The organism is Pseudomonas sp. COW5, from assembly GCF_026240005.1.
Taxonomy (GTDB): domain Bacteria; phylum Pseudomonadota; class Gammaproteobacteria; order Pseudomonadales; family Pseudomonadaceae; genus Aquipseudomonas; species Aquipseudomonas kribbensis.
Window position 1 is genome coordinate 2,947,531 of record NZ_JAPHVP010000001.1, and the last position, 12,555, is coordinate 2,960,085.

At 60.2% G+C, this 12,555-nt stretch carries 9 protein-coding genes; 3 read left to right on the forward strand and 6 right to left on the reverse strand.

What is annotated here, in order from left to right; all coding sequences use genetic code 11:
* Window positions 1–13: 13 nt before the first annotated feature.
* From OQ248_RS13385 to rpsU, 4 genes are all read right to left on the reverse strand, one after another.
* The gene (locus tag OQ248_RS13385) at window positions 14–3,760 is read right to left on the reverse strand and encodes an EAL domain-containing protein (RefSeq protein ID WP_265813072.1); all 3,747 of its coding nucleotides are present in this window, start codon (window positions 3,758–3,760) and stop codon (window positions 14–16) included.
* Between the two features lie 126 nt (window positions 3,761–3,886).
* The gene (gene rpoD / locus OQ248_RS13390; RefSeq protein ID WP_085709208.1) at window positions 3,887–5,734 is read right to left on the reverse strand and encodes an RNA polymerase sigma factor RpoD; all 1,848 of its coding nucleotides are present in this window, start codon (window positions 5,732–5,734) and stop codon (window positions 3,887–3,889) included.
* A gap of 67 nt (window positions 5,735–5,801) precedes the next feature.
* Window positions 5,802–7,769 carry a DNA primase gene (gene dnaG, locus OQ248_RS13395; protein WP_248740036.1) on the reverse strand — a complete coding sequence of 656 codons (1,968 nt, stop codon included), beginning with the start codon at window positions 7,767–7,769 and terminating at the stop codon, window positions 5,802–5,804.
* Between the two features lie 483 nt (window positions 7,770–8,252).
* Window positions 8,253–8,468 carry a 30S ribosomal protein S21 gene (rpsU, locus tag OQ248_RS13400; RefSeq protein WP_002551877.1) on the reverse strand — a complete coding sequence of 72 codons (216 nt, stop codon included), beginning with the start codon at window positions 8,466–8,468 and terminating at the stop codon, window positions 8,253–8,255.
* 199 nt (window positions 8,469–8,667) lie between these two features.
* On the opposite strand from rpsU, the gene tsaD reads away from it, so the two are divergent.
* Complete coding sequence (gene tsaD, locus OQ248_RS13405) at window positions 8,668–9,693, forward strand: tRNA (adenosine(37)-N6)-threonylcarbamoyltransferase complex transferase subunit TsaD (RefSeq protein ID WP_265813073.1); 1,026 nt, start codon at window positions 8,668–8,670, stop codon at window positions 9,691–9,693.
* A gap of 23 nt (window positions 9,694–9,716) precedes the next feature.
* Here tsaD and plsY read toward each other — a convergent pair whose 3' ends face one another.
* A complete protein-coding gene (plsY, locus tag OQ248_RS13410) occupies window positions 9,717–10,286 on the reverse strand; it encodes a glycerol-3-phosphate 1-O-acyltransferase PlsY (protein WP_265813074.1) in 570 nt (189 codons plus the stop codon).
* A 74-nt stretch (window positions 10,287–10,360) separates the two neighbouring features.
* Between plsY and folB the strand changes: the two genes are divergently transcribed.
* On the forward strand, window positions 10,361–10,717 hold the full coding sequence (gene folB, locus OQ248_RS13415) for a dihydroneopterin aldolase (RefSeq protein ID WP_016772885.1): 357 nt from the start codon (window positions 10,361–10,363) through the stop codon (window positions 10,715–10,717).
* Complete coding sequence (folK, locus tag OQ248_RS13420) at window positions 10,708–11,229, forward strand: 2-amino-4-hydroxy-6-hydroxymethyldihydropteridine diphosphokinase (protein WP_085709213.1); 522 nt, start codon at window positions 10,708–10,710, stop codon at window positions 11,227–11,229. Before folB ends, folK begins: the two co-directional genes overlap by 10 nt.
* A 41-nt stretch (window positions 11,230–11,270) precedes the next feature.
* Here the strand turns inward: folK and OQ248_RS13425 are convergent, their stop codons facing one another.
* Complete coding sequence (locus OQ248_RS13425) at window positions 11,271–12,500, reverse strand: multifunctional CCA addition/repair protein (protein WP_265813075.1); 1,230 nt, start codon at window positions 12,498–12,500, stop codon at window positions 11,271–11,273.
* Window positions 12,501–12,555: the final 55 nt, after the last annotated feature.

Below are 12,555 nucleotides of genomic sequence, written 5' to 3' on the forward strand. Positions count from 1 at the left end.
AGTAGGCCGCGGATTATAGCGACGGTTTCTCGGCTGTGCTATCCGAAAAATCTGATACGGCTATGCGAAGAAACGTCGCGGCGAATTCCTCGGGTGGCAGCGGCAGGCTGACGATGTAGCCCTGGATCTGTTCGCAGCCTTCGGCAGCGAGGAATTGTTGTTGGGCCTGTGTTTCCACACCTTCGGCGATCACGGTGAATTGCATGCTGCGGCCCAGGGCGATGATGGCGCGGACAATCGCCGCGTCGTGGGGGTCGTCGGGCAGGCCGCGTACGAAGGACTGGTCGATCTTGAGGATGTCCAGCGGCAGGCGTTTGAGGTAGCTCAGCGAGGAATAGCCGGTGCCGAAGTCGTCGATGGCCAGTTGCACGCCGAGGTGTTTGAGCTGGTGCAACACGGCCAGCGCCTCTTCGGCCTGGCTCATGATGAAGTTTTCGGTAATTTCCAGTTGCAGTAAATCCGGCCTGAGCCGGTTGTCCTTGAGCAGTTGTTCGATGCGCCCCAGCAGGTTCGGTTGGCGTAGTTGGGCGCCGGCGAGGTTGACCGAGAGCGGGCCCAGGGATTCGTAGATCTGGCTCCACTCGAACATCTGCCGGCAGGCGGTTTCCAGCACCCAGTCGCCGATTTGCAGAATCATGCCGTTCTCTTCTGCCAGCGGAATGAAATGTTCCGGAGGCACTTCGCCGAAGGTCGGGTGGCGCCAGCGGATCAGGGCTTCGGCCCCGACCAGGCTGTGATCGTCGAGGCTGATTTTCGGCTGGTAATAGAGATACAACTCTTCCCGTTCGATGGCCCGGCGCAATTCATGCTCCAGCGCCACCCGTTCGCTGGCCTGGGCGGTGAGGTCGCGGGTGTAGCTTTCGACACGGTTGCGGCCCTTGGCCTTTGAGCGGTACATCGCCGCGTCGGCGTTCTTGATCAGAGTGGCGACGTCGCAGCCGTCACGCGGATAGAGGCTGGTGCCGATGCTGGCGCTGATGAAGAACTCGTGCTCGCCGGCCTGAAACGGAGCGCCGAAGCAATTCAGCAGTTTGGTGGCGATGTTGTCGGCATCTCCGGCTTGTTGCAGCCCCGGCAGCAGGATGATGAATTCGTCGCCACCCAGTCGCGCCACGGTATCTATATCGCGCAACTGTTCCTTGAGGCGAACGGCGATGCCCTTGAGCAGTAGGTCGCCAACCGGATGGCCGAGGCTATCGTTGATGTGTTTGAAGCGATCGAGGTCGAGGAACAGTACCGCGCCCAGACCGCCATTCTCTTGCTGGCCGTTCAGTGCCGTCAGCAGGCGACTTTCAAACAGCGTGCGATTCGGCAGGCCGGTCAGTGGGTCATGGTGGGCCTGGTAATCGAGTTTGGCCTGGGCATGCTTGAGGCTGGAGATATCGGCAAACACCGCGACGAAGTGGGTAATGAACCGGTCGCGGTTGCGCACGGCACTGATGGTCAGCCAGCTCGGGTACAACTCGCCATTTTTGCGCCGGTTGGAAATCTCGCCCTGCCAGTGGCCTTCGTCAGTCAATTGATGCCACATCGCTGCATAGAATGCGCTGTCGTGCAGGCCGGAAGCCAGCAGGCGCGGGGTATGGCCCAGCGCCTCGCTTTCGCTGTAACCGGTGATTTCGGTAAAGGCGCGGTTTACGGCACTGATGTGCTGTTGCGTATCGGTGATCAAGACGCCTTCGGCAGTGCTTTCGAACACTGTGGCGGCCTGTTGCAGTTTTTCCTGCATCAGGTGGCGTTCGGTGATGTCCCGGGCGATGGTCAGCATGCAGTCGTCTTCGCCGATCGGCAGTGGGCGACTGGACACTTCGCACAGACGGATCTGCCCGTCACTGCGGCGGATGTGGCAGGTGAAGTCACGAACGAAACCGTCACGATGCAGCAGGTCGAGCATCTGTTTGCGTTCGTTGAGATTGACCCAGATCCCCAGATCCAGTGCCGAACGGTCCACCGACATGGCGCTGTTGAAACCGGTGATGCGGCTGAAACCTTCGTTGACCTCCAGCAGCAGACCATCGCTCTGACGCGACAGCAACAGGCCGTCCGGCGAGGCGTGGAAGGCCTTGGCGAACTTCTCTTCGGAGGTTTGCAGTTGCTGTTGGGTTTCCTTGAGCTGGGTAATGTCGCGCACTACCACGACCAGCGCCGGTGTGGTGTCGAGTTCGAACGGTTCGGCGGAAATCAGCCCGGTGAATACTTGCCCGTTGCTGCGACGAAAGGGCATTTCCAGGTTGCGTATGCTGCCGGCCTGCAGGCGTTGCAGCAGGCCAGGGCCAACGCCGGGAATGCCCCAGATATTGAGTTCGGTAGCGGTCTGGCCAATGACGTCTTCGGCTTTCAGCCCGATCTGTTCTTCAAAGGCTTCGTTGACCTCCAGCAGACAGCCGTCGGACAGCCGCGCGATCACCAGAATGTCCGGGCATTGCTGGAACACCGAGGCGAACTTCTGCTCCGACAGGCGCAGGGCTTCTTCGGTACGCTTGGTTTCGCTGATGTCGATCATCAGGCCGCGCATCACCGGTTCGTGGCCGTGCTCGATCAGGCTGACGATGTCGCGCACCCACAGGCAACGGCCATCAGCGGTGATCACCCGGTAATCGAGGCTGTGATCGCGCCCGGCGAGGACTTCGTGATCGCAGAAACTCTGTGCGCGGGTCAGGTCGGCGGGGTGGATGATGTTGCGCCAGAAGCCCGGAATCAGCCAATGGGACAGGGGATAACCCAGCAAATCCTCGGCGTGGGGCGATACGTAGCTGTAGGTGAAATCGCTGATCCGCGCTTCCCAGGCAATGGCCGACAGGCTTTCCACCAGCCCGCGATAGTGGTATTCGCTGCTGCGCAGTTCCTGTTCGAGGTCGATGCGCCGGGCGATTTCCGAGCTCAAGCGGCGGTTGATGCGGATCACCACTGCCAGGATGATTACCAGCAACAGCAGGCCTGGCAGGCCATAGACCAGCAGATCCGACCAGAATGTCCGATGATCGAGGACGTTGCCCACCCAGTGTTCCTGGATGCTGCTGATCTGCTCCGGGGACATGTCGGCCAGGACCTTGTCCAGAATGCCCACCAGCATTTTGCTGTCGCGGGGAACCCCCATTGCCAGTTGATAGCGATAAGGGGTTTCGCCGCTGACATACAGCCCGTCGAGCTTGAGCTGGCGCAGGCTCCAGACACTGGAGGCGAGATCGCCGACCACCGCGTCCACTTCGTCGGTGGCCAAGGCCTGCAGCGCCGAGCTGACATTGGGCATGGCCACCAGATTCAGGTCCGGATGATGGGTGCGTAACAGCTCATGGGGAGCATAGTTTTCGACGACGGCGATCTTCAGCCCGTACAAATCCTCGATCTTGCGCGGTTGCGGCCCGCCGACATGGGCGAGGATGACGATCGGAAAATCCAGGTAAGGTCGGGTGAAGGCCAGGTAATTCTGGCGTTCCGGAGTGGACATGATGCCCGGCAGCAGATCGATCGTGCCGTTTTTGGCCTGTTCGAGCACGGCTGTCCAGCTCGAGGGTTCGATGGGCGTAAGTTTGATGGCCAGACGCTGGCGGATCACGTCGATATAGTCCGCCGCCAGGCCCTGATAGCGGTTCTGGTCATCGCGAAACTCGAAGGGGGGCCACGATGCATCGACACCCAGGCGCAAGTCCGGGTGAGCCGCCAGCCAGCTACGTTCTTCGTCGGTCAGAGTCAGCGCGTCAGCCGTTGCGGTCCAGATCATCAGTGACAGCAAAAAAAGCACGGACGCCAGTCTGGGCATAACGGTCTCGTTATGGCACGGGGGAATGTTTCGAGTGTAGACGGGCTGTGCGCGGGGGAGGGTGGTGCGAGGTATTTAATCTGCCCGATAAAACAAAACCCCCGGCCTGGGCCGGGGGTTCTGGTATTACTCGTCGAGGAACGAACGCAGGTGTTCGCTTCGCGTCGGATGGCGCAGCTTGCGCAGCGCCTTGGCTTCGATCTGACGGATCCGCTCACGGGTCACGTCAAACTGTTTGCCGACTTCTTCGAGCGTATGGTCGGTGTTCATGTCGATACCGAAACGCATGCGCAGTACCTTGGCTTCACGGGCAGTAAGGCCGGACAGCACTTCGCGGGTCGCTTCTTTCAGGCTCTCGACAGTGGCGACATCGATTGGCGACTGCATGGTCGAGTCTTCGATGAAATCACCCAGATGAGAGTCTTCGTCATCACCGATCGGGGTTTCCATGGAGATCGGTTCTTTGGCGATCTTCAATACCTTGCGGATCTTGTCCTCAGGCATCTCCATGCGCTCGCCCAGCTCTTCCGGGGTCGGTTCGCGACCCATTTCCTGCAGCATCTGGCGGGAAATGCGGTTGAGCTTGTTGATCGTCTCGATCATGTGCACCGGAATACGGATGGTGCGTGCCTGGTCGGCGATCGAGCGAGTGATCGCCTGACGGATCCACCAGGTGGCATAGGTCGAGAACTTGTAACCACGACGGTATTCGAACTTGTCCACCGCTTTCATCAGACCGATGTTGCCTTCCTGGATCAGGTCGAGGAATTGCAGGCCACGGTTGGTGTACTTCTTGGCGATGGAGATCACCAGACGCAGGTTCGCTTCAACCATCTCTTTCTTCGCACGGCGGGCTTTCGCCTCACCGATCGACATGCGACGGTTGATGTCCTTGATCTCGGCGATGGTCAGACCGGTCTCGGTTTCCAGCGCGGTCAGCTTCTGCTGGCAACGGATGATGTCCGGTTGCACGCGGCCGATGGCTTCGGCGTACTTGCTCTTGCCTTTGGCCAGGGCGTCGGACCAGCTTTCGTCGACTTCGTTGCCCGGGAACTGGCGCAGGAAGTCGGCACGCGGCATACGTGCATCACGTACGCACAGCTGCATGATCGCGCGCTCTTGCTGACGCAGACGATCCAAGGCACTGCGAACACGCTCGACCAGGGCTTCGAATTGCTTCGGCACCAGTTTGATCGGCATGAACAGATCAGCCAGGGCCAGCAACTCGGCAACCGCTGCCTTGTTGTGACGACCGTGCTTTTTCAGGGCCTTGCGGGTGATTTCCATCTGGTCGGCCACGGCGCCGAAGCGCTGGGCAGCAATGACCGGATCCGGACCGCTTTCGGCTTCTTCTTCGTCATCGGAAGCTTCGGCGTCATCGTCCTCGGAATCGTCGTCCGCTTTCGCGGCTTTCGCGTCGATCGGCGGTGGTACTTCGGCAGCCGGCGGCGTAATGCCGTCGTCCGGGTCGATGTAGCCGCTCAGAACGTCGGACAGGCGACCGCCTTCGGTGGTGACCCGAGTGTACTCGGAGAGAATATGGTCAACCGTGCCGGGGAAGTGCGCGATTGCGCTCATCACCTCACGGATGCCCTCTTCGATACGCTTGGCGATTTCGATTTCGCCTTCACGAGTCAGAAGCTCGACCGTACCCATTTCACGCATGTACATGCGCACTGGGTCAGTGGTGCGACCGATATCGGTCTCGACCGCTGCCAACGCGGCGGCTGCTTCTTCCGCAGCGGCCTCGTCAGTATCGGCGTCGGCCAACATAAGGGCGTCCGCATCCGGAGCACTCTCGTGTACGGGGATCCCCATGTCGTTAATCATGCGGATGATGTCTTCCACCTGCTCCGGATCTGAAATATCCTCGGGCAGGTGGTCGTTGACCTCGGCGTAAGTCAGATACTTCTGCTCACGACCCAGTTTGATCAACTCAATAATACGAGACTGCTGTTGCGCTTTTCCGGACATAACACCCTATCCACTGAAGGTCTTGGCGGGCAAAAAACAAGCCGAGGATTATACCTGAGCTATGACCTCACGCGCCAGTTGAGGTCGGGTTTGATGCAGGAACATCCCGTTTGAGCAATTCGAGCAGCAAAGATTTTTCTTCGGTGCTCAGATCGCTTTGACGTGATTTCCTGAGAAGTTGTTCCAGCTTTCGCTCGCGCTGGCGGGCTGACAAGCTAGTTATGGTGTCGAAAAACTGTTGTTCAAGGTTTTCTCCGTTGATCAACCACTCCTTTTCTGCCAGGCGGGTCAGCAATCGACCTTGTTCGGTGCCATGCCATCGCGAGATCAACTGAAAAGAGTTTAGCTGAGGATTCTTTTGCACGGCTTCCAGTGAGGCCACCAGCAACTGAGTGTTGGTATTGTCTTCGTCCGCAAAGTGGCTGGCCGTCTCGACCTTCAGCGCCAGTTGCGGGTGATGGATCACCGTTCGCAGGGCAGCCATGATCGGTGGCTCGACAGGCGCCGGCACTCTCGGGGCGCGCGGTTGATCACGATCGCCGCCACGCTTGCCGTTCTTGTCCCAGGGCTTTTTGTCCCATTTCTTGCCGCCGGCACCGGGCTTCTTCGGCGTCCATTCCTGCTGCGGCACATACATGTCCTGTGCCTGCGGCTGATGGTAGTCGCTGAAGTCCGGCATTGCGTCGTAATCGATGCCCGGATCGTAGGCGGGCGGCGCTTCCTGCGGTGTGCTCTGGGCCAGCTGACTGACGGTCTCGCTGCTCAGGCCGGTGATCTCGGTCAGGCGCTGGCGCATCAGGATTCGCAGGTTGGCCCCTGGCACTTTGTCGATCAGCGGTGCGGCAAGCGTCGCCATGTGCGCCTTGCCTTCGAGTGAGCGAGGGTCGGCCTCTTCGGTCAGTTGCTGGAAGAAATAGTCTGCCAATGGCTGCGCGTGCTGATTGATCCGTGCACGAAAGGCGTCGGTGCCTTCAGCGCGGATCAAGGTGTCCGGGTCTTCGCCTTCGGGCAGGAACAGGAAGCGTGCGCGGCGACCGTCCTGCAGGCTGCTCAATGTCGCTTCCAGTGCACGCCACGCTGCGTTGCGGCCGGCCTGGTCGCCGTCGAAGCAGAACAATACGTTCGGCACGACGCGAAAAAGGCGCTTCAGATGCTCTTCGCTGGTGGCTGTGCCCAGGGTCGCGACGGCGTTTCGCAGGCCTTGCTGGGCCAGGGCGATCACGTCCATGTAGCCCTCGACGACGATGATTTCATCGAGGTTGCGGTTGTTCTTGCGGGCTTCATAGAGGCCGTAGAGTTCCTGGCCTTTATGGAATACCGGGGTTTCCGGTGAGTTCAGGTATTTCGGCTTGTCGTCGCCGAGGACCCGACCGCCGAAGGCGATGATGCGCCCGCGGGTGTCGCGGATCGGAAACATCACGCGATCGCGGAAGCGGTCATAGCGCTTGCCGGTTTCAGCGTTCTCGATCAGCAGGCCGGCGTCGATCATGGCTTTCTGCTGCAGGGTGTCGCTGCTCAGGTGCTTGAACAGATTGTCCCAGCCTGGCGGGGCGAAGCCGAGGCCGAAGTCCCGGGCAATTTCACCCGTCAGTCCACGGCCCTTGAGGTAATCCACGGCAGCCTTGCGTGCCGGGTGGCTCTTGAGCGCCTGGCGGTAAAAGTCCGCAGCGGCAGTCAGCAGTGGATAAAGCGGCGAATCGGTCGGCTGTCGCGGCTTGTGCGAGCGGCCACCTTCTTCGCGCGGCACTTCCATGCCGGCAGCTTTGGCCAGGTCCTCGACGGCCTGGGGAAAGTCCAGGTTGTCGTGGTCCATGAGAAAACCGAGCGCGTTACCGCCGGCGCCGCAACCGAAGCAGTAATAGAACTGCTTGTCGGGGCTGACGCTGAACGACGGGGTTTTCTCTTTGTGGAACGGGCAGCAGGCGGTGTAGTTCTTGCCGGCCTTCTTCAATTGCACGCGCGAGCTGACCACGTCGACGATGTCGGTGCGGTTCAGCAGGTCGTCAATGAAGCTCTGGGGAATCAGCCCGGCCATGGCGTTCTCGTCGTCTGCGCTGTAATGAGTCCGATGCGATGGGCGGCCGGACGCGGGTCATGCTTGAAAGCGCACAAAGAGTGCGGCTCGACCGGTATCGTCTGCGTAATCGCTGTCGGGAAGTGTATCTGCCGAAAATCCACTGACGTTAGTACCTATCAGTCTTCGACTTTATGAAAGTGTTGCGCTGAATCCGCTGACGGCCGGTTGAAGGCCTCGGATAGCTCATGAAGCGGGCACGCAAGCAGGTGCCTTGGGCTGATCGTCGTAAGAGGAATCAGTGGGTGTGCTCGTCAGTAGCCTTGAAAGGCTCGTCAGAAAAGACGTGCACCGCTGGCAAAAGAGCCAGGCCTGACGCGGTGAAGCGGATTTGTCTCGGTCGCGTGTGCGGCTTCGACGGTGAAGCATCAAGCGTTTTACGCAAATGCCATTAGCCCGGCTGAGGGCCGGGCTTGGCAGAAGCTTGCTACGATCGTCTGTGTATTAGTACAGACGAACGGCGCGGCGCTGTTCGCGCTGAACTTTCTTGGCGTGACGCTTAACAGCGGCTGCTGCCTTGCGCTTACGCTCGGAAGTTGGCTTCTCGTAAAATTCGCGGCTACGAACTTCAGCCAGTACACCGGCTTTTTCGCAGGAGCGCTTGAAACGACGCAGAGCTACGTCGAAGGGTTCGTTCTCTTTAACTTTGACGGCTGGCATCCAGAGCTACCTTCATTCATTACCGGGGTCAACATCCTCGCGGCAAAAGAGCACTTGAAGACGTCGGTTTTTAAGGGTTGCGGATGTTAACCCCTCAACGCTCGGAATGCAAAGCCTCTGATCGAAAACCGCTGGTCGGGGCATCCAGTGGCGACTATTATGCGCGCCTTCGAATTCAGCCTAAACAAGGCGCAAACCCATGCTAGTACTGGGATTAGAAACTTCCTGCGACGAAACCGGCGTCGCTTTATACGACAGCGAGCGGGGCCTGCTGGCCGACGCACTGTTCAGTCAGATCGACCTGCACCGCGTCTACGGCGGCGTGGTGCCGGAGCTGGCCTCGCGCGATCACGTCAAGCGCATGCTGCCCTTGATCCGTCAGGTGTTGGCAGAGGCTGACTGCGTACCGACCGAGATCGATGCCATCGCCTACACCGCCGGTCCTGGCCTGGTCGGCGCGTTGCTGGTGGGTGCTTCGTGCGCTCAGGCGCTGGCGTTTGCCTGGGGCATTCCGGCGCTCGGCGTGCACCACATGGAAGGCCACTTGCTGGCACCGATGCTGGAGCCAAAACCGCCGGAGTTTCCGTTCGTCGCTTTGTTGGTCTCCGGAGGTCATACGCAGCTGGTTCAGGTCGATGGCATCGGCCAATACAGCCTGCTGGGCGAAACCCTTGATGACGCAGCGGGCGAAGCCTTCGACAAGACCGCGAAGATGATGGGTCTCAATTATCCGGGCGGGCCGGAAATCGCCAAGCTGGCAGAGAAGGGTGTCGCAGGACGTTTCACCTTCCCGCGTCCGATGTGCGATCGTCCGGGGCTCGATTTCAGCTTCAGCGGCTTGAAGACTTTTGCTCTCAACACCTGGCAGCAGTGCGTCAGCGCCGGGGACGACAGCGAGCAAGCCCGTTGCGACATCGCGCTGGCGTTCCAGCAGGCCGTGGTGGAGACTTTGACCATCAAGTGCAAGCGTGCGTTGAAGCAGGCCGGCATGAAGCGTCTGGTGATCGCCGGTGGCGTCAGCGCCAACAAGGCATTGCGGGCTTCTCTGGAGAAAATGCTCGGCGACATGAAGGGCGATGTGTTCTATGCCCGTCCCGAGTTCTGCACCGACAATGGCGCGATGATTGCGTTTGCCGGTTGCCAGCGTCTGCAGGCCGGCCAGCAGGAAAGCCTGGCGATCAGCGTGCAGGCACGCTGGCCGATGGAGCAGTTGTCGGCGCTGTGATGAACGGTGCTCACGTACGGTATTTAAAAATGCCGTTCGCGCCCGGCAAACAGGTCGCGTAGATTGCCCCGGTGGCGCCAGACGATCAGCAGCGTAAGCGTGCTCATCGGCAGCAGCGCCTCCGGTTCCTGCCAGGCCAGCAATGGCAGGGTCAGGGGCGTGGCGATCAGCGCTGCCAGTGAGCTGGTGCGGGTCAGGTAGAACGTCAGCAGCCAGGCGCAAACAGCCAGTAGTGCAGCAGGTGGATAAAGGCCCAGCAGCATGCCGGCCGCCGTGGCGACGCCCTTGCCGCCGCGGAAACGGAAGTACAGCGGGAACAGGTGACCGATCACGGCGCAGACGCCGATCCAGGCCTGATCCTGCAGCGAAAGGCCCGCCGCCGATGCGATCAGTACCGGCAGCAGGCCTTTGCACAGATCACCCAGCAGGGTCAGGATCGCGAGTTTGCGACCGGCCAGGCGCAGCATGTTGGTGGCACCGGCATTACCCGAGCCACTCATTCGCGGATCCGGAGTTCCGGTCAGGCGGCTGAGCAAAATGGCGAAGGACAGCGAGCCGAGCAGGTAGGCGAGGATCGCCAGTAACCAAAACATGCTAACTATTCCGGGCGAGGACGCCCTGATTCTAACGGCGCATTGCGCCCTTGTCGTGCAGCGGAGAAAAGTGCTTGGACAGAGTGTTTATCGAGGGCCTGGAAGTCGACACCGTGATCGGTGCCTACGACTGGGAGCGCGGCATCCGACAGTGCTTGCGTCTTGATCTGAGCTTCGCTTGGGACAATCGCCCGGCTGCTGCCGGTGACGACCTGACCCTGGCACTCGATTACGCCAGTGTTTCCACGCGGATCCAGGCCTTTGCCGAGCAGGCACAGTTCCAGCTGGTCGAGACCTTCGCCGAGCGTCTGGTCGAAGTGCTGATGGCCGAATTCAAGATCACCTGGGTGCGCCTGAAGCTGACCAAGCCTGGCGCGGTTCCGGCCGCCAAGGGTGGCGTGGGTGTGGAGATCGAGCGCGGATGTCGCTGACTCAGGTCTACCTCGGGCTCGGTAGCAATATCGAGCGCGAAACTCATTTGCGAGCCGGTCTGGATGCCCTGGCCGGTTTCTTGGTGGATATCCGCTGCTCGGCGGTGTTCGAAAGCCAGCCGGTAGGGATCAAGAGTGGCCCGTTCTTCAATTTCGTGGTGTCGGCCTACACCGATCTGCCGCTGATGGAGCTGGATCGTCGGCTGAAATTCATCGAGGCGGATAACGGTCGTTATGCCCCGGATCGCAAGGGATTGCCGCTAGATATCGACGTCCTGCTGTACGGAGAGCTGGCAGGCAATTTCGACGGGCTGATCCTGCCCCGGGCCGAGATTCTGAAAAATGCCTTCGTGTTGTGGCCGTTGTCGCTGATTGCGCCGGATCGGGTGCATCCAGGTGTGGGAAAAAGCTTTGCCACGCTGTGGTCCGAGGCGCAGATCGATCAGGTGCTGGCACCGGTGGGGTTTGAGTGGCGCGGCATTCAGCTCACGCCTCCAGATCTGTTGAACTGACTGACGCCATCGCGACCGGTTCGCGATGGCGTCAGGTATTCTCAGGACGACGCTGATTCCTTGTAAGCCTTCAACGCCTTGAGCCGTTCGCGCTTGAGTGCTTCGCCCAGTTCCGGGCCCTTGAATCCTTTCTCCAGCAGCGGCTGTATCGCGACGCCCCGAGCAGCGCTGGCTGCACCACGCAGGTAATCGGCCTGTGGATAACTGCGCTGCTCAAGTCCTTTGCGGCCTCGGGCATCCATCTCGCATGCGACGATAAATTCTTCGAAGCGCTGCGGTCGGCGATAAACATCAAAGCTCTGCAGCAATTCCAGCAAGGTCGAAGCCTTCAGCTCCAGGGCGCGATGGCCGTGGGTGTGATACTGGCCGACCAGCAGGGCCAGTTCCTGACAGTCCTTCGGTGCCTTGAAGCGTTCGTTGACCGCTTTGATCAGCTTCAGGCCCTTGTGCTCGTGGGCAATGTGCCGCGGCCATTCCTCTTCCGGGGTCAGGCCCTTGCCGAGATCATGCAGCAGGCAGGCCCAGCGCACTGTCAGTGGCTGTTTGTGCAGGGCGGCTTGCTCAAGCACGCTCAGTGTGTGAATGCCGCTGTCGATTTCCGGATGATGGACTTCCGGTTGCGGTACGCCGAACAGGGCGTCGACCTCCGGCATCAGCACTTTCAGTGCGCCACAGTCACGCAGTACCTGAATGAACACCTGCGGTTGATTTTCCATCAGTGCGCGGGAAATCTCTTTCCAGCTGCGTTCAGCGGTCAGGGCCTCCAGTTCCCCGGATTCGCTGAGCTGGCGCATCAACTCAAGGGTCTCGGGGGCAACCTTGAAACCGAGTTCTGCGTAACGAGCCGCGAAGCGGGCAACACGCAAGACTCGCAGGGGATCCTCGGCGAACGCGGGGGAAACGTGACGCAGGATTCGGCCTTCGAGATCGCGCTGGCCGTGATAGGGATCCGTCAGGTTTTGCTGATCGTCCTCGGCCATGGCGTTGATCGTGAGGTCGCGACGGATCAGATCTTCTTCAAGCGTGACCTCGGGGCTGGCGTGAAAGGTGAACCCGCCGTAACCACGACCGCTCTTGCGTTCGGTGCGGGCGAGGGCGTACTCCTCGCCGCTTTTCGGGTGAAGAAACACAGGGAAATCCGCACCGACCGGGCGAAACCCCTTGGCAAGCATTTCTTCTGCGGTGGCGCCGACCACCACCCAATCGATATCGGTGACCGGTTTGCCCAGCAGGCGATCACGTACCGCACCGCCGACCTTGTAAATCTGCATAAAAAACCTCCGTTGGCCCGACAGGATAACCCTTGCGCCGGACTTTCGGAGGCCA